This window comes from Solwaraspora sp. WMMD406 (assembly GCF_029626025.1).
In the GTDB taxonomy this organism is placed as follows: domain Bacteria; phylum Actinomycetota; class Actinomycetes; order Mycobacteriales; family Micromonosporaceae; genus Micromonospora_E.
In genome coordinates, this window is record NZ_JARUBF010000001.1 from 1,507,089 (window position 1) to 1,524,628 (window position 17,540).

General features: G+C 71.2%; 15 protein-coding genes, 1 tRNA gene and 1 pseudogene. 12 read left to right on the forward strand and 5 right to left on the reverse strand.

The window, feature by feature from the left end:
• Positions 1–27: 27 nt before the first annotated feature.
• The 5 genes and pseudogenes from O7632_RS06890 to O7632_RS06910 form a co-directional block, all read left to right on the forward strand.
• Positions 28–612 (forward strand): hypothetical protein, encoded by a 585-nt coding sequence (locus tag O7632_RS06890; RefSeq protein WP_278112359.1) that lies wholly within the window; start codon positions 28–30, stop codon positions 610–612.
• Positions 609–1,646: a MoxR family ATPase gene (locus tag O7632_RS06895; protein ID WP_278112361.1), complete on the forward strand. Its 1,038-nt coding sequence runs from the start codon at positions 609–611 to the stop codon at positions 1,644–1,646. Before O7632_RS06890 ends, O7632_RS06895 begins: the two co-directional genes overlap by 4 nt.
• Positions 1,647–1,677: 31 nt before the next feature.
• A complete protein-coding gene (locus tag O7632_RS06900) occupies positions 1,678–3,120 on the forward strand; it encodes a DUF58 domain-containing protein (protein ID WP_278112363.1) in 1,443 nt (480 codons plus the stop codon).
• A complete protein-coding gene (locus O7632_RS06905) occupies positions 3,120–3,680 on the forward strand; it encodes a hypothetical protein (protein WP_278119896.1) in 561 nt (186 codons plus the stop codon). Before O7632_RS06900 ends, O7632_RS06905 begins: the two co-directional genes overlap by 1 nt.
• A gap of 177 nt (positions 3,681–3,857) precedes the next feature.
• Positions 3,858–5,150: pseudogene (locus tag O7632_RS06910) on the forward strand (NAD(P)/FAD-dependent oxidoreductase); the annotation flags it as partial.
• A gap of 130 nt (positions 5,151–5,280) precedes the next feature.
• Here O7632_RS06910 and O7632_RS06915 read toward each other — a convergent pair.
• Positions 5,281–7,149, reverse strand: coding sequence for a hypothetical protein (locus tag O7632_RS06915; protein WP_278112364.1), 1,869 nt, complete (start codon positions 7,147–7,149; stop codon positions 5,281–5,283).
• 144 nt (positions 7,150–7,293) lie between these two features.
• Between O7632_RS06915 and O7632_RS06920 the strand changes: the two genes are divergently transcribed.
• The 3 genes from O7632_RS06920 (at position 7,294) to O7632_RS06930 (ending at position 8,710) form a co-directional block, all read left to right on the forward strand.
• A tRNA-Leu gene (locus O7632_RS06920) sits at positions 7,294–7,374 on the forward strand.
• Between the two features lie 97 nt (positions 7,375–7,471).
• Positions 7,472–8,293, forward strand: a complete 822-nt coding sequence (locus O7632_RS06925) for a Bax inhibitor-1/YccA family protein (protein ID WP_278112365.1) — start codon at positions 7,472–7,474, stop codon at positions 8,291–8,293.
• A 114-nt stretch (positions 8,294–8,407) separates the two neighbouring features.
• A complete protein-coding gene (locus O7632_RS06930; protein WP_278112368.1) occupies positions 8,408–8,710 on the forward strand; it encodes a hypothetical protein in 303 nt (100 codons plus the stop codon).
• Between the two features lie 7 nt (positions 8,711–8,717).
• Here O7632_RS06930 and O7632_RS06935 read toward each other — a convergent pair whose 3' ends face one another.
• Positions 8,718–9,524, reverse strand: coding sequence for an SGNH/GDSL hydrolase family protein (locus O7632_RS06935; RefSeq protein ID WP_278112370.1), 807 nt, complete (start codon positions 9,522–9,524; stop codon positions 8,718–8,720).
• Positions 9,525–9,563: 39 nt separating this feature from the next.
• Complete coding sequence (locus O7632_RS06940) at positions 9,564–10,619, reverse strand: SGNH/GDSL hydrolase family protein (RefSeq protein ID WP_347403624.1); 1,056 nt, start codon at positions 10,617–10,619, stop codon at positions 9,564–9,566.
• A gap of 431 nt (positions 10,620–11,050) precedes the next feature.
• Between O7632_RS06940 and O7632_RS06945 the strand changes: the two genes are divergently transcribed.
• Together O7632_RS06945 and O7632_RS06950 are read left to right on the forward strand one after the other, a co-directional pair.
• The gene (locus O7632_RS06945) at positions 11,051–11,407 is read left to right on the forward strand and encodes a YkvA family protein (protein ID WP_278119898.1); all 357 of its coding nucleotides are present in this window, start codon (positions 11,051–11,053) and stop codon (positions 11,405–11,407) included.
• Positions 11,408–11,541: 134 nt separating this feature from the next.
• On the forward strand, positions 11,542–12,918 hold the full coding sequence (locus O7632_RS06950; RefSeq protein ID WP_278112372.1) for a cystathionine beta-synthase: 1,377 nt from the start codon (positions 11,542–11,544) through the stop codon (positions 12,916–12,918).
• A 306-nt stretch (positions 12,919–13,224) separates the two neighbouring features.
• Here the strand turns inward: O7632_RS06950 and O7632_RS06955 are convergent, their stop codons facing one another.
• A complete protein-coding gene (locus tag O7632_RS06955) occupies positions 13,225–13,737 on the reverse strand; it encodes a GNAT family N-acetyltransferase (RefSeq protein ID WP_278112374.1) in 513 nt (170 codons plus the stop codon).
• A 729-nt stretch (positions 13,738–14,466) separates the two neighbouring features.
• Between O7632_RS06955 and O7632_RS06960 the strand changes: the two genes are divergently transcribed.
• The gene (locus tag O7632_RS06960; RefSeq protein WP_278112375.1) at positions 14,467–15,534 is read left to right on the forward strand and encodes a helix-turn-helix transcriptional regulator; all 1,068 of its coding nucleotides are present in this window, start codon (positions 14,467–14,469) and stop codon (positions 15,532–15,534) included.
• A 40-nt stretch (positions 15,535–15,574) separates the two neighbouring features.
• Here the strand turns inward: O7632_RS06960 and msrA are convergent, their stop codons facing one another.
• A complete protein-coding gene (msrA, locus tag O7632_RS06965; RefSeq protein WP_278112377.1) occupies positions 15,575–16,228 on the reverse strand; it encodes a peptide-methionine (S)-S-oxide reductase MsrA in 654 nt (217 codons plus the stop codon).
• A 142-nt stretch (positions 16,229–16,370) separates the two neighbouring features.
• On the opposite strand from msrA, the gene O7632_RS06970 reads away from it, so the two are divergent.
• Positions 16,371–17,528 (forward strand): cystathionine gamma-synthase, encoded by a 1,158-nt coding sequence (locus tag O7632_RS06970; protein ID WP_278112378.1) that lies wholly within the window; start codon positions 16,371–16,373, stop codon positions 17,526–17,528.
• The last annotated feature ends 12 nt before the right edge of the window (positions 17,529–17,540 follow it).

The window sequence follows — 17,540 nt, forward strand, 5'->3', positions numbered from 1 at the left end:
GCGGATGGGTGAGCGGTGGTGGTGGCGATGAGTGACCAGTCGACCAGCATCGACGACCTGCTCTACCACGAGGAGGAGCCGCCCGCGCGGGACAAGCCCCGGCGCGGTGGCCTGGTGTCGTGGCTCACCGCGCTGCTGATCGCTGCCGCCGGTACCGCCGTGCTCGTGTTCGGGCTGCGGATGCTCGGGCTGGCCGTACCGGTGGTGGCGGTCTTCGCCGGATGTCTCGCGCTGGTGCTGCTGCGCCGGATCCTGCGGTCCGTGACACCGCCGCCGCCGATCCGGTTGCGCCGCGTCGGCGCCGACCCGGAAGACGGCAGCTACGTGTTCACCAGCCAGGACGGCCTGCTGGAGGCGGTGCGGCGGTGGGAGCACCAGCTGCGCGGCGCGCAGCACGACGCGACCCGGTTCACCGAGACCGTGCTGCCACTGCTCGGTGAACTGGCCGACGAGCGGCTGCGCCAGCGACACGGGCTGACCCGGGCCAGTGACCCGGACCGGGCCCGCGTGATCCTCGGCGAGCACCTGTGGGACTTCCTGGACACCCGTACCCGGCGTAAACCGTCGGTCAAGGACTGCGCGATGTTCGTCGGCCAATTGGAGAGAATATGAACGACGTGGTGACGGCCCCGACGGCCGAGGTCAGCCGACTCGCGCACGCGGTGCTGGACGCGGTCGGCACCGTCCTGGTCGGCAAACGCGACGCCCTCGAACTGGTGCTGGCCGGCATCCTGGCCGGCGGGCACGTGCTGCTGGAGGATCTACCCGGCCTGGGCAAGACGCTGACCGCCCGGTCGTTCGCCCAGGCGCTCGGGTTGGACTTCCGCCGGTTGCAGTTCACCCCGGACCTGCTTCCGGCCGACGTCACCGGGTCGTTCCTCTACGACCAGCGCAGCGCCGACTTCACCTTCCGCGCCGGACCGGTCTTCACCAACCTGCTGCTCGCCGACGAGATCAACCGGACGCCGCCGAAGACCCAGGCCGCTCTGCTGGAGGCGATGCAGGAGAAGCAGGTGTCGGTGGAAGGGGTCACCTACCGGCTGGAGGTCCCGTTCCACGTGCTGGCGACAGCGAACCCGATCGAGTACGAGGGCACCTATCCGCTGCCGGAGGCGCAGCTCGACCGGTTCCTGCTGCGGGTGTCGTTCGGCTACCCCAGCCACGACGAGGAGTGGGAGGTGCTGCGTCGGCGGATCTCCCGCCGCCAGGAGGAGACCGAACTCACCGCCGTCGTCGACGCCGCCGGCCTGCGGGCCATGCAGGCCGCCCTGGAAGACGTGGTGGTGGAGGACTCGATCGGCCGCTACATCGTGGCGTTGACCGCGGCCACCCGGGAACACCCGTCCGTCCTGGTCGGCGCGTCGCCACGCGGCTCGCTGGCGCTGCTGCTGCTGGCCCGGGCCAAAGCGGTGCTCGCCGGCCGCGACTTCGTCGTGCCGGAGGACGTCAAGGACGTCGCCGCACCCGCTCTGGCGCACCGGATCACGTTGCGCCCCGAGATGTGGCTGCGCCGGGTGGACCCCTCCTTCGTCGTGGGCGAGGTGCTGGCGCAGACGCCGGCGCCGGCCAGCGGTGCGTTGCCCAGCTACGCGGGCGGGTTCGGCGGTCCGGGCCAGGCCGCCGGCGGGCGGCGTGGTGCGTCATGACGGGCACCGATCCGACGTACGGCCGGCCGAGGTGACCGCCACCGAATGGGTGCCCACCCGGGCGCTCGGCCGAGCGGTGCTGGTCACCGGGGTGCTGCTGATCGTCGGGGTGGTGCTCGGCCGGGTCGATCTGGTCGCGCTCGCCGCGCCGTTCGCTCTCGGCACGGCGTACGCGCTGCGCCGACGCCCGGCGCACGCCCCGGTCATCGACCTCGCCGCCGTCGACGCCCACCTGGTCGAGGGGGGCGAGGTGGCCGCGACGGTCGCCGTGGCCAACCCCGACGACGCCGGGTACGACCTGGTGGTGGTCCGGGCGTTGGTGTCGCAGTGGCTGCGCATCGACCAGTACGGGCTGCTGCCGTACGCCCGGATGTCCGACGACGACGCGTCGGTCGACCCGGCCGGGGCACCCCGCTACGCCGAAGCGCTCGACCGCCTCGCCACCGGTGACGGTGACCGGCGCCGCCCCAGCGGGGGAGTGCCGGACCGGCCGGTCGCCCTGGTGGTGCCGACCGGTACGGCGGCCGGTTTCGAATTGCACGGCACCGCCCGGCGATGGGGTCGCCAGCCGATCGGACCGGTGGCCGCCCGCGCCGTGGCCTGTGACGGTCTGCTGGCCTGCCGTCCGCTGGTCGCCGAGCCGGTCGGCGTGCCGGTGTATCCGGTGATCGAACCGTTCGACGCCGACGAAGCGATGCCCCGCGCGGCCGGTCTGGTCGGCGGCCACCGGTCCCGACGGCCCGGCGAAGGCGGCGAACTCGCCGGGGTACGGATCTTCGGGCCGGGCGACCGGCTCCGGCGGATCGACTGGCGGGTGTCGCTGCGGGCCCGGCAGTTGCACGTCGCCGCGACCCTGTCCGACCGCGACGCCGAAGTGGTGCTTCTGCTGGACGTGCTCACCGAGGTCGGGCACTCCGGCGGGGTGTCCGGCAGCGCCTCGGTGTTGGACACCACGGTCCGCGCCGCCGCCGCGATCGCCGAGCACTACCTGCACCGGGGCGACCGGGTGGCGATGCTGGAGTACGGGCCGTCGGCGCGGCGGCTGCGGCCGGCGACCGGCCGGCGGCAGTACCTGACCGTCCTGGAATGGCTGCTCGACGTGGCGCCGGAGCCGTCCCCGTACGAGCCCTACGACCAGGTGTTCGGCCCGCAGCTGCTCTCCTCCGACGCGTTGGTCGTGGTGCTCACCCCGTTGGTCGATCCCCGGTCGGCGGCGATGCTGGCCAGGATGGCCCGGTCGGGCCGGATCGTCGTGGCCGTGGACACGTTGCCGGGCACGGTGAGCCCGCCACCGAAACCCAGCCAGTGGACCGAGGTGGCGTCCGGGTTGTGGCGACTGGAGCGGGACAACACCATCGGCCAACTCCGTGAGCACGGGGTGCCGGTGGTCGCCTGGGCCGGCGCGGGCAGCCTCGACCAGGTGCTGCGCGACGTGGCCCGGCTGGCGTCGGCACCCAAGGCGGTGCTGCGGTGATCACCGCCGTCCGGGACCGGGTGGAAACGGTCCGTACGGTGTTCACCCGGGCCACCCTGGCCCCGGTGCTGCTGCGTGCCGCGCTCGGCGCGACCGTGCTGCTCGCCTTCGCCGTCGCGTACCCGGTGGAGGTGTTGGTCAGCCGGGTGGGTGTGGCGTTGCTGCTGGTCGCGGTGCTGCCGGCGCTGGCACCGCGCGGACACGCACCCACCCTGGCGGTCCTGGTGGGGCTGGCTGGCTGGCTGCTGGCCACCACCGGGTACGGCGTACCCGTGCAGTTGTGGCGGCTGCTCGCCGTCGGATCGCTGCTCTACCTGGCGCATGCGCTGGCGGCGTTGGTCGCGGCGGTGCCGTACGACGTCCTGCTCGCGCCGGAGGTGGTGGTCCGCTGGCTGCTGCGGACCGGCCTGGTGCTGCTCGCCTCGGCGGTGCTGGTGGTGCTGCTGCTGACCGTCGCCGGCCGGGCGGCCGGGCAGCCGTTCCTGCTCGCGGCGGTCGCCGGCCTGGCGGTCGCGGTCAGCGCCACGGCGCTGCTCACCTGGCTTGTAAAGCGCCGCTGACGCGGCCCGGGTGTCCCGTCGGGCGCCGCTGACGCGGCCCGGGTGTCCGAGCACTGGGCGTCCGGGGTTCGGGCCAGCGGCGCGTGGCGATGAGTGCGGCGACTCACACCCGCGTGCTGGGTCACATATCTGGCTTTGAACGCGACGTCAAGAGGCGGACGGGAGGAAGATGGCGATGTGAATGCGCAGCGGATCCTTGTCGTCGGTGCCGGGCACGTCGGTCTCTACGCCGCCCTGCGCCTGTCCCGCAAGATGCGTCGGGGCGAGGCGGAGGTGATCGTCGTCGACCCGCAGCCCCACATGACCTACCAGCCGTTCCTGCCGGAGGCCGCCGCCGGCAACATCTCGCCGAGGCACTCGGTGGTGCCATTGCGTCGGGAGTTGCGCCGCTGCCGGGTGATCGCCGGAGCGGTGACCCGGATCGAGCACTCCCGCAAGGTCGCCACCGTCGCGCCGATCGTCGGCCCGGTGCGCGAGATCGAGTACGACCACGTGATCGTCGCACCCGGTTCGGTGTCCCGGACCCTGCCGATTCCCGGTCTGCGGGAGCACGGCATCGGCTTCAAGACCATCGGCGAGGCCATCTACCTGCGCAACCACGTACTCGAGCGGCTCGACGTCGCGGCGGCGACGGCCGACCCGGAGGTACGCCGTACCGCGTTGACGTTCGTCTTCGTCGGCGGCGGTTACGCCGGGATCGAAGCCCTCGCCGAAATGGAGGACATGGCGCGCGACGCGCTGCGGTACTACCCCGAGCTCAAGCCGGACGACATGCGGTGGGTGCTGGTCGAAGCGACCCAACGGGTGCTGCCCGAGGTGGACCGGGACATGGGCGCCTACACCGTGCAGCAGCTGCTCAAACGGCGGATGGACATCCGCCTGGACACCCGGCTGGAGTCCTGCGTCGACGGCGTCGTGACGCTTTCCGACGGCGACAGCTTCCGCGCGGACACGATCGTCTGGACCGCCGGGGTCAAGCCGTCGCCGATGCTGGACGCGACCGACCTGCCGCGTGACGAGCGGCGCCGGATCAGCTGCCGACCGACTCTGCAGGTGACCGACGGCGATCAGGTCGTCGAGGGCGCGTGGAGCGCCGGGGACTGCGCGGCGGTGCCGGACCTGACCGGCCCGCCGGGGGCCTACTGCTCGCCCAGCGCCCAACACGCCGTACGGCAGGCGCGGACCATTGCCGACAACATCCTGGCGGTGATCCGGGGGCAGCAGCCGGTGGAGTACCGGCACAAGCACGCCGGCAGCGTGGCCAGCCTGGGACTGCACAAGGGCGTGGCGCAGGTGTACGGCATCAAGATGACCGGGCTGCCGGCCTGGTTCATGCACCGGACCTACCACATGAGCCGGATCCCGTCGCTCAACCGCAAGGTACGGGTCATCGTCGACTGGACGTTGGCGTTGTTCCTCAAGCGCGAGGTGGTGGCGCTGGGTCAGCTGCACGATCCCCGGGAGGAGTTCCTCGGCGCGACCCCGCAGCTCACCGGCGGCGCTCCGGCGTCGAACGCCGCCCAGGCCTCCACCGCTGCGGCCACCTCGGCTCCGGTGTCGAACGCGGCGGCTTCCGGTTCCACCGCCCCCGTGGCGCCGGTCAACTGACCGGCCAGATCCAGGCGTCCGCCACCCGCCGGCCCGGACCGAACAGCTCCTCGCTCGTCTGGCGCAGCTGCGCGCCGTTCGGGGTGCCGTCGACCAGCACGACGCAGTCCGCCTCCCAGCGGGCGAGGTCGCGCCGGGCGCGGCGACGTTCGTCGTCGGTGAGCTCCGGAACGTCGCCGGTCCGGGCGACCTCGGCGAGGATCTTCGACGTCGGCTGTTTGAAGGTGCCCATCGAGGCTTCCCCGCCGGGGGCGTACGGGCCGATGAAGAACCCCTCGGGCATCCCGAACGCGACCGTGGTCGACGTCGCCCAGGCCATCGGCCACGGCTCGCCGGGGGTGGCCAGTGGCACCGGGACCAGGACGCCGCCGGGCGGTACGCATTCCCGCCAGTGCCCGCCGGCGATGAACTCCGGTAGCGGGTCGCGGTCGTAGCCGGGCAGCGGTGCCGGCACCACCGGCAGCAGCGCGATCGCCATCGCGGCCGGCACCAGGACGCGTACCGGCCGGCGGCGCGACCGCAGCGCCCGGTCGATCGCGAGGACCAGGATGGTGGCGATCAGTGGGATCACCGCCAGGGCGAACCGCATCGGCAGCGCGCCGTCGACCACGGGCATCCCGTCGAGCAACGCGTACGGGCCGGCGACGCTGGTCTCGGTGCCGGCGACGACGATCCGGGGGCCGAGCGAGAGGCCCGCCATCAGCAGCGCGCCCACGGCGCTGGCTAGCACCACGGGCCGGCGGATCAGCCACCCCGCGCAGACCAGCGTGGCGACCAGCAGGGGCCAGCCGAGGAACGTGTTGTACTCGGCCGGGCCGGTGGTCAGCTCGGCGGCGCTGGGCGAGCCGGCGACGGACAGTTCCGAGATCGCCGGCCAGCTGGCCAGGTCGGCGGAGAAGTACCCCGGGTCGAAGACCCCGTCGGCGACCCCCTGCGGTCCGGCGAACTGGAACCACAGCGGGTACGCCAGCAGTACGACGCCGACGCAGACGGCGACCAGCATCCCGGCGACGAAGTTCGGCAGGATCCGCCAGGCGTACCGGGGACGGGCCGCGGCGTACGCGACCGCCATGATGATCAGCGTGACCGCTGTGAGGAAGAGCACTTCCTCACCGACGAACACCTGGAGCGCGACGACGACGCCGAGCCAGATGCCCGAGGTGACCAACTGCCGCCGGTCGCCGCGACCGGCCGGTCCGACGATCCGGCCGTCCGGTGTCGATCCGCTGGGATCTGCGGCCCGCATCATCCGGACCAGCAGCCAGATCATGATCGGGATGAGCCAGAGCGCGGTCATGTGCAGGTGGCTGTTGCTCTGCGACACCATCCCGGGGGCGAAACCGCAGAAGGCTCCGCCGACGCCGGCGGCTAGGCGGTGTGCGCCGGCGACCCGGACGAACAGGAAGTAGAACGCGATCGCGCTGGCCGCGAGGTTGCCGGCGACGAGCAACGCGAAGGTGACCGGAGCTCCGAAGACCAGGGTGACCGGGGCCATCAGGAAGCCGAGCGCGATGACCGTCGTGTTGGCCATCAGGTTCACCCCGTCGGGGGCGTTGAGCCGGTCGCTGAGCAGGCTGAAGTCGCCGAGCAGGACGCGCGCGTCGCTGGCCAGGAACCACTCGTAGAGGGTCTGGTCCTCCGGGTTGAAGGTCAGCAGCCGGTTCGCTGGATCGGGCCAGAGCTGGTGGGTCAACCAGCCCGCGACAAGCAGATAGAGCAGGCAGGTGGCGATGTCCGAGGCGTGTCGGCGCACCACGGCGGTGAGCCTCGCCGGTCGGGACGCGTCGGTGGCCCGGTCCCGCTGGGGCTGGGACGCCGGACCAGGACTGGTCTCCTGCGCCGTGGTGGCTGAGCTGGTCACGATTCGAACCCTAGTGCCGGGGGCCGGCCGGGCTGCGCCCGGCTGGTCGCGACCCGCTACCGTGACAGACTGCGGTCGCGTACGTGCGCGGTGACGTTTCCTGGTGGGGGAGCGTGACCTCGGACGTCCTGCCGATCGCCCTCAGCCCGGGTGGTGGAACGGCAGACACGGCTGCCTTAAAAGCGGCTGCCGAGAGGCGTGCGGGTTCGATTCCCGCCCCGGGCACCGAGCGGCTCCACGGCTGTACTCGGTAACCTCGATGACACCGTCTACCCTTGAGGTCACACTCATCGTGTGACAACCCCCTGAGGGAGGCTGGACAGTGAAGACATCCAACCCGGTCCTGGCCCGGCTCGGCCAGGCGGCCGAGCGGGAGCGGGCCGCCGGGTACGCCCCTGCCGGTCCCTACGGACAGCCCGGCTACGGGCAGCCATATCCGACCTCCGCCGGTTACCCGGCGGCTCCGCCGACCGTAGCACCGATGACGGTCGACGACGTGGTCGTCAAGACCGTCACCCTGCTCGGCATCACCGGCCTGTCGGCCGTGGCGGCGTGGGTACTCGTACCCGATTCGCTGCTCGGCGTGGCCTGGATCGGCGCCGCGATCGTCGGGCTCGTGCTCGGTCTGATCATTTCCTTCTCCCGGGTGGCCAATCCGGCTCTGGTGATCACCTACGCCGTCGTCGAGGGCGTCTTCGTCGGCATGGTGAGCAAGTTCTTCCAGGAGATCGCCGGATACCAGGGCATCGTCCTGCAGGCCGTGGTGGCGACCTTCGGGGTGTTCTTCCTGATGGCCGCGCTTTACAAGATGAAGGTCGTTCGCGCCACGCCGAAGTTCACCCGTGGCGTCATCGCCGCGATGGTCGGACTGTTCGCGGTGATGATGATCAACCTGGTGCTGGCGTTGTTCGGCATCGACACCGGTCTGCGTAGCGGCGGCCCGGTCGCCATCATCTTCAGCCTGATCTGCATCGTTGTCGCGTCCCTCAGCTTCGTGCTCAGCTTCCACGAGGTCGAGGAAGGGGTGCGGCTGGGTCTTCCGCAGCGCTACTCCTGGACGGCCGCGTTCGGCATCCTGGTGAGCTTGATCTGGCTCTACATCGAGATCCTGCGGCTGTTGAGCTTCTTCCAAGGGGACGACTGAGCCCGGTCGCGCCGGTGCCGACGTGCGCACCGGCGCGTCGGTGAGGACGCCTGATCCCCTCGCGGGGGCGGGCGTCCTCACCGTTTCCGGGGTGGCCCACCCTAGACTTCGCTCATGCATTCCGGGCAGCTGGACGGCCTGGTCGACCGATTGGTCCGACAGGTCGCCCATTGGGACGAGACGCGATGGGCTGTCGGCGGCGGCCAGCGCTCGGCGTTTCACACGCTGGTCCAGCGGTTGGCCGACCTCGGTGCCGTCGCGGAGGGTCAGCCCAGCCGTCCGGTGCCCCGCCTGCGCGCCACCGCGCTGCCGGATCAGTTGCGGGTGGTCGCCACGGACCTGATCTTGGCCGATCCGGATCCGGCCGCGCTGGCGGCGGCCACGGCGGCCGTCGCCGACCTGCGTACCCGGATCTGAGCGTCGGCTACCGCCGTGACGCGGCGGCGGCCGCCCCGACCACCGCCGGCAGCAGCGCGTGGGCCCAGATCCGGTAGCCGTCGGCCGAGGGATGGTATCCGTCGTAGCAGTAGGTGCCCGGGTCGGCCCGGAACACCGCTCCGGTTTCGCCGGCCAGGTCGATCACCCGGGCCCCCGCCTCGCGCGCCGCCCGCGCCTGAGCCTTGGCGATCCGGCGGCCCAACAAGCCGGTGAGCTGGCGTAGCGGGGGTGCGATCGCCGGCGTCGCGCCGAGATCCGGGCAGGTGCCGACGACCACCTCGGCTCCGGCACCGCGCAGCCGCCGTACGGCGGCTGCGAGATGGATCGCGGACTCGCCGGGGCGTCGCAACTGGGTGGCGTCGTTCGTGCCGATCAGGATGACGGCGACGTCCGGATGATCGCCGAGCAACGCGCGGGCGACCTGCGTCGCCAGGTCGGTGGAGCGGGATCCCGCGACGCCGACGCTGGACAGCGTGATCAGGCGGGGGACGCCGCCCGGAGCGCCTTCGTGTTCGGCCAGCAGCCGGGCCAGCTGCCCGCCGACGGTGTCGGTGACCTGGTCGACTCCCACGCCCAACGCGGCGGAATCCCCGAGCAGCACCAACCGCAACGGGAGGGCTTCGGCCGGGCCGATGGACGCTCGTACGGTGAGCCCGAGCTCAGGCTGTGCGTACCGGCGGTTGCGCGCGGCGAATATCTCGCTGACCAGCAGCGCCGCGCTACCTACCGTGCCAGCCACGACGGCTGCCGCGGTTACCTGCCCGACCCGGCCGGCGACGTTTCTCGGGTTCACGCGGGGTCACCTTCCGTCCGGCTGGGCTGTGGGGGCATGTCAGCTCTCCGGAGTCACGCCGGAGAGCCGTTCCTCACTCGAGGGTACGGCCGGAGTACGGTTGTCGGCTTCCCGATCGATCCCCGGCGGCCCGAACAGCCACCGTAGCGCCGTCGCCTGCCAGGAGCGGCCGGACAACCGGGGCCGACGCCGCAGCCGGGCCCAGCGCCCCGCCGGGCCCCGGTCTCGACCGCCCACCTGAGTCCCGCGTACCTCGGTGCCGGCGTGCCGGACCGCCTCCTGGGCGGCCTGCGGCAGCGTGCGGACCTTTTCCCGCCCGGCCACAGCGGTCCGGGAAGCCGTGCTCGCGCCGAGCGCGCCGAGCGCCGCTGGCAGCAGTACGGCGGCGGCCATCGCGTAGCCCTCCGCCGATGGGTGGAACCGGTCCCACGAATACAGTCGGGTGGGTTCGGCGGCGAAGCGGGGACCCAGCAGGTCGCCGAGCGAAACCGACCAGGCACCTTCCTCGACGACCGCCACGGTCTGCGCCGCCGCCAGCTGGCGACTCCATCGTCGGGCCAGCCAGCGCAGCGGGGGCTTGATGGGCTCGATCGCACCGAGATCCGGGCAGGTGCCGACGACCACTTCGGCGTCGGCCGTACGCAGTTGACGTACCGCGTCCACGAGATGGCCGACCGCGACGTCCACCGGCGTGCGGGCCGTGACGTCGTTGCCGCCGATCAGGATCACCGCGAGGTCGGGCCGAAGCTCCAACGCGGCTTCCACCTGCGGGATCAGTCCCACCGAGCGGGCACCGACGACGGCCAGTCGGTGGAGCTTGACCGGCCGGCGCAGTCGACGGGAGATCCCGTTCGCGAGCAGCGCCCCCGGAGTCTCGCGGGGCCGGTGGACGCCGTAGCCGGCGGCCGACGAATCACCCAGCACCGCCAGGACGAGTGGCTGTCCCGGCAGCCGGGCACCGTAGAGCCCGTCGCCACGCGGGGGCGGTGCCTCGGCCAGCGGAATGATCCGTCGGGCCTGCTTGGCCTGGCTGTAGAGCACGCCCGCCGCGGTCACCGCGGCCGCCGCGCCCGCTCCGGCGCCGAACGCTGCCATCCGTACGACGCGTTCCGCCACCGTGTGTTCGGTCCGGCGAGTCCCTGCGTCAACCCTGTTCATCGCGCCCCCCGACGGCGATCCGGTGCTGCCGCTGATGCTGATCCTTCGAGATTATCTCGGTTTGTCGCCCTCCGACCCGGCCCAATCGCGCTCCACGCCGCTGTTCGCTGGCCGTTCGCCCGCTGTCCGTTCGCCCGCTGTCCGTTCGCCCGCTGTCCGCACGTCCGCTGGCCGCACGTCCGCCGTACGGTCGCTCACTGTCGGATTGGCGTCGCACGCGCCCTGCGGGCCAAGCGGGCCTTGCCGGGTGCGGGCATGATTGAGGTACGGCCGCGAGGGCCCAGCATGCCCGCCCGTCGACCGGAGGCGGCGTGTTCCAGCGACCTGTGGCGAGATACCCGGGTACGGGTGACGAGGAGGTGGCCGGGATGGCCAGGACACTCAAGCGGGCGGCGGCGTTCACCGCCCTGGGACGAGCGCTCACCGCTGGTGCCCGTGGCGGCCCGTCGCTGGGGCGGCGGATCTCGGCGCTGCCGAGGATGGTCAGAGCGACCATGCGGGGGGAGTACGACGGCGGGCTGCGGTTGGCCCTGATGACCGCCGCTGTCGCCTACGTCGCCTCACCGATCGATCTGGTTCCCGAGGCGTTTCTGCTGCTGCTCGGGCTGGCCGACGACGCGTTGGTGGTGACCTGGCTGGCCGGCACCGTCCTCGCCGAAACCGAGCGATTCCTGGAGTGGGAGGCCCGGCGGGACACCGTGGTGCCGGGGCAGGTCGTCGGTTGACCTTGTGCCGGCCCGGCGGTGGGCGGGCATCGTAGGCTGATCGCGACATCCGGGACCGCCGGCCGGCTGTCGTCGGTCGACGACCTCGATGCGACGACGGCGCGTGCCTGGCGTCAGCAGAAGGGCACAACGAGGTGCGTTACCACGACAACGTCGTCGAACTCATCGGCAACACCCCGCTGGTACGGCTGCGTAACGTCACCGCCGGGATCTCCGCGACGGTGCTCGCCAAGGTCGAGTACTTCAACCCGGGCGGTTCGGTCAAGGACCGGATCGCGCTGCGGATGGTCGAGGCGGCCGAGAAGGCCGGGCTGCTCAAGCCGGGCGGCACGATCGTCGAGCCCACCAGCGGCAACACCGGGATCGGCTTGGCGCTGGTCGCTCAGCTCAAGGGCTATTCGTGTGTCTTCGTCTGCCCAGACAAGGTCAGCGAGGACAAGCAGAACGTGTTGCGCGCGTACGGTGCCCGGGTGGTGGTCTGTCCGACGGCGGTCGCTCCGGAGGATCCCCGGTCGTACTACCAGGTGTCCGACCGGCTGGCCGCGGAAATCCCCGGCGCGTGGAAGCCGGACCAGTACGCCAACCCGGCGAACACGCAGTCGCACTACGAGGACACCGGACCGGAGCTGTGGGAGCAGACCGCAGGCCGGATCACGCACTTCGTGGCCGGGGTCGGGACCGGCGGCACGGTCTCCGGGATCGGCCGTTACCTCAAGGAGGTCTCCGCCGGAGCGGTCCGGGTGATCGGCGCCGATCCGGAGGGTTCGGTCTATTCCGGCGGCTCGGGCCGGCCGTACCTGGTGGAGGGAGTGGGAGAGGATTTCTGGCCGGCGAACTACGACCGGTCCATCTGCGACGAGATCGTCGAGGTGTCCGATCAGGAGTCGTTCGCGTTGACCCGCCGGCTGGCCCGCGAGGAGGGTCTGCTGGTCGGTGGTTCCTGCGGGATGGCGGCCGCGGCGGCGTTGCGGGTCGCCCGTCAGGCGGGCCCGGACGACGTCGTGGTGGTGCTGCTGCCGGATGGTGGACGCGGCTACCTGTCCAAGATATTCAACGACGAGTGGATGGCGCGGTACGGGTTCCTGGAGTCCGAGGGGGCGGAACCGACGGTCGCCGATGTCCTCGCCGCCAAGCCGGGCGGGCTGCCGGAGATGGTGCACGTCCACCCGACCGAGACGGTCCGGGACGCGATCGACTACATGCGCGAGTACGGGATCTCGCAATTGCCGGTGCTCAAGGCGGAACCACCGGTGGTGACCGGTGAGGTAGCCGGATCGATCGCCGAGCGGGATCTGTTGGACGCGTTGTTCAGCGGCAAGGCGCAGCTGTACGACACGATCGAGCGGCACATGGGAGAGCCGTTGCCGGTGGTCGGCGGCGGCCAACCGGTCCGCGACGCGGTGGCGCTGCTGGCGCATTCGGACGCCGCCCTGGTCCTGGTGGACGGGAAGCCGCGCGGCGTGCTCACGCGTCAGGACCTGCTTGCGCATCTTGGGAACGCTTCCGGCTAATCGCACAGTCTGTCCGGTTGACGACGGGTACGGCGGGCTTCAATAGGAGTCATGGAAGTGCCGTAGCCGGGCGGTTCGCTGTCCGGCGCGGGCGACCAGAATGCTTGACCCTGCGGTGACCCCGGGCGCCCGCCAGCATCCCCGGGGTCCCGCACCATGCCCGCCCACAACCGATCAACCGGCACGCCTCCGCCGGTTGAGCGCCTTCGGCCAGGCGTTTTCCCCCGGTTTGGGGCGGGCAGTGCCGGGCGAGAGTACGGGGCTGGACGGAACCCCGCAGCAGGGTCCCGTGCTCTCGCCCGGTCGTCAGCGCAGCTGACGGCGGTAACGTAGCTGCTCGGTGGCGGCCGGGCCGATCCAGCTTTCCCGCCGGGGCCCGTCCGGGGACCAGCCGTCGCGTTCGTAGAAGCGTCGGGCCTGGGTGTTCGCGGTCAGCACCCAGAGCACCGCGTGGTCGTGGCCTTGGTCGCGCAGCGCCGTGCGGGCGTGGTGGATCAGCAGCCGACCGATGCCGGTGCGCAGACGCGCCGGATCGACGTGGATCGCGTACAGTTCGCCGAGGTGTGGGTCGCCGTCCTCGTGCGGACCCAGGTAGCTGAAGCCGACGAGGTGTCCGTCGTGTTCGGCGACGGTGAGCAGGTGGGTGTGCCGTTCGTAGGTCCACCGTTCGACCCACCATCCGGCGGTCGACTCGGCCGAGACAGCGGTGAGGGCCTCGTCGGAGACGATCCCCCGGTAGGCGTCGCGGCGGGACCGGTGGTGCAGGTAGCCGACCGGAATGACGTCGTCGAGATGGGCCGGGCGTAAGGTGACGGGCACTCGGCGAGCCTAAGGGCGTACGTACCGGTCGGTGGGGCGACCCCGGTTGATGGCCAGCCCGTTGATGGGGCGACCCCCGGGGTTCCGCGTGTGCGGACCGGCTGGACTGGACCGGCATCCCCGGGGGTCGGGTGGCTGTCGTGGTTTCGCCGCACCGCTGCCACACGGTCTCGACGAACGGAGCTGTCAAGGACAGCGGCTAGCGGGCAGCCACCTCACGAGTCCTATGGCTATACAAAGCTGGACCACCTCCTTTCCCGTGTACGGCCACGCTAGCGCCGTCGGGCTCCGACCGGCAACGGTTTTTGTCCTCGTGCTGTGGCGGGACGGCGCGCCGACCCTCGCCGGCCGCTTCGCCCGATGTCCGTAACTAATTGTAATGACTCGCTTACTTAAAGTGCTGAGCCTGGGGTGCAATTTATGTACGTCTTTGCCTGAGTCGGCTGTACGCCCCGTTGATATGGGTTGTCGAGATCCAGGGTCCCTGGCTACTTGTCCGGCCTGTCCCTCATCTGCCATCGTCATTGCCGTGCGGTGTCCGAGGTTGGCGGTTGTCGATGCCTCGAAGGGCCGCGAGGTCGGCGGGTCGTTACGCCGAGCCGGTGGAGGTCGTTCAACGCGTCCGCGCCGCCCCCGCAGCCCTGACTAATAGCTTCCGGCGCGTGGATCGTCGCACGAAAGCGACCAAGGGTTTTCAACGAGTATTCAATAGAGGTAGGCGGACAGATGATGAGCCAGACGGGTGAGACGCTGAGGAAGGCCCGGGAATCCGCCGGTATCAGTCTGGCCAGAATGGCGGTGCTCAGTCACTTCAGCAAGGGCCATCTGTCGAACGTCGAGGCGGGGCGGCGGACCGCGACACCCGACGTGGTGACCGCCTACGAACAGGTGTTGGGGGATCATATGCGGCGTCGGGGGCTGATCACCGGTCTGGCAGCCGGGGTGGTGGCACCCGCTGCCGTGTCCGAGCTGATCCACCGCGGCTTCACCGCGGCGCTCGGGGCGGGCGCGGGCGAAGAGCAATGGCGGGAACGCGCCGACAGCCTCGGCCGTGACTACATGTCCGTCGGAGCCGCCGAGTTGCAGGACCGGCTCGCCGGTGACCTGGTGGTCCTCCAGCAGCATCTCGGCACGCCGGCGATGTGGGGACTGGCCGCCCGGTTTCTCAGCGTCTACGGCAAGACCACCGGGGAGGCCAGGGAGGCCATCCGGTGGTACCGGATGGCCGCGGTCGCCGCCGACCGCAGCGACGACACCGACGTACGGGTCTGGGTACGAGGCCGAGCGGCTCTCGCACTGGGCTACGAGGGGGTCGCGCTGGGGGTCTCCGACGATCTGGCCGATCAGGCGATCGCGCTAGCCGACCGGCCGTCGCTCGGTCGGCTCAACGCGCTGATGGCCAAGGCCCATGTCGCCGGAGTACGAGGTGACCACCGGGACGCGGTAACCCACCTCGACGCCGCCCGCCGGGTGTTCGACCGTACGGGTTCCACCGAACAGATCTCCGACTTCGCGGTGCCGGAGTGGCGGATGGCCACCTTCACCAGCATGCTGCTGTCTCGACTGGGCGACCCTGGTGCGGTCGAAGCCCAGGAGTGGGCGGACCGGACGCGCCCGGCGAGTCTGCCCCGGTTCGCCACCCACATCGAGCTGCATCGCGGATTGCTGCTGGTGAAGTCGGGCGACCAGGCCGAGGGGGTACGGTACGCTCGCTCGGCGCTGGCCGGCCTGCCGGCGGCCAAGCACAGCCAGTCGTTGCGGCTGATACTGCGCGAGGTGGAGCGCGCCGCCGCCTGACCGACACAGCGCCGTGCGGTCAGCGCGTCAGCGCGGTCGGTCAGCCGACCCGGGCGACCCCCACCGGGCAGGTCATGCCGTTCGGCCCGTGGTTGCAGTATCCGCCGGGGTTCTTGTGCAGGTACTGCTGGTGGTAGTCCTCCGCGTAGTAGTACTCGCCCAGGGGACCGATCTCCGTGGTGATCCCACCCCGACCGGCGGCGGCGACCACCGGGCCGAACGCCGTACGCGACGCCGTCGCCTCAGCCAGCTGCTCGGCGTCGGTCGTGTAGATCGTCGACCGGTACTGGGTACCGACGTCGTTGCCCTGCCGCATCCCCTGGGTCGGGTCGTGATTTTCCCAGAAGACCTTCAGCAGGTCGGCATATCCGATCGTGTCCGGGTCGTACACGACCTGGACCACCTCGGCGTGGCCGGTGCCGCCGGAGCAGACCTCTTCGTAGGTCGGGTTCGGGGTCTGGCCACCGGCGTAGCCGGCGGAGGTCGAGATCACCCCGGGCAGCGTCCAGAACAGCCGCTCGGCCCCCCAGAAACAGCCCATCCCGAAGACCGCGACCCGGGCGTTCGCCGGCCACGGGCCGACCATCGGGGTGCCGAGCACCGCGTGCCGGTCCGCGACCGGGATCGGCAGATCCCGCCCTGGGAGCGCCTGACCCGGTGCGGGCAAGCTGGCCTTCATCGGTCGTAGGAACACGTCCACTCCTCTCCTTGTCACCACCGGAGACAACACCACCTGCCGTCCGGTCGTTCCCGCCGCGATTACCCCGCCGACGCCCCGCCATCCGTCGTCGGACAGGCGAGCATGGCCACGCAGCGCGATGGCCTAGCCTCGACCCATGACATACGGGTTCGAGACGGTCGCCATCCACGCCGGTCAGGAGCCGGAGGCCCGTACCGGAGCGGTGGTCCCGCCGATCTACCAGACCAGCACCTACGCCCAGGACGAGGTCGGTGCTCCCCGCGCCGGCTACGAGTACAGCAGGTCGGGCAACCCGACCCGCGACGCACTGCAGGAATGCCTCGCGGCACTCGAAGGCGGTCGGTCGGCGCTGGCCTTCGCCAGCGGCCTGGCTGCCGAGGACACCCTGCTGCGCGCCGTCTGCCGGCCGGGCGACCACGTCGTCATCCCCGACGACGCGTACGGCGGAACGTTCCGGCTCTTCTCCCGGGTCGCCGAGCGGTGGGGGATGTCCTGGACCGCCGCGCGGATCTCCGACGTCGACGCGGTCCGCGCGGCGGTCGAACCCGGCCGGACCCGGATGATCTGGGTGGAGACGCCGACCAACCCGCTGCTCGGCATCGCCGACATCGCCGCTCTCGCCGCCGTCGCCCACGACCACCGGGCGTTGCTCGTCGTCGACAACACCTTCGCCTCGCCGTACCTGCAGCAACCGATCGCGCTCGGTGCCGACGTCGTGGTCCACTCGACCACGAAGTACCTCGGCGGTCACTCCGACGTGGTCGGTGGCGCGCTGATCACCGGCGACGCCGAGCTGGGTGCCGAACTGGCCTACCACCAGAACGCGATGGGCGCGGTCAACGGACCGTTCGACGCCTGGTTGACCCTTCGGGGGATCAAGACCCTCGGCGTACGGATGGACCGGCACTGCGACAACGCCGAGCGGATCGTGGAGTTCCTCGAGCACCACCCGGCGGTCGGCCAGGTGCTCTATCCCGGACACCCGGAACACCCGGGACACGAGACGGCGGCCAAACAGATGCGCCGGTTCGGCGGGATGATCTCGTTCCGGGCCGCCGGCGGCGAGGCCGACGCGGTACGGATCTGCAACCGGGCCAGACTGTTCGTGCTCGCCGAGTCGTTGGGCGGGGTGGAGTCGCTGATCGAGCATCCTGGACGGATGACCCACGCGAGTGCCGCCGGCTCGGCTCTTGAAGTCCCCGGTGACCTTGTGCGACTGTCAGTCGGCATCGAGACCGTCGACGATCTCCTGGCCGACCTGGAGCAGGCGCTGAGCGCGAATAACGCCGCGTAGCTTCCTGGCGGT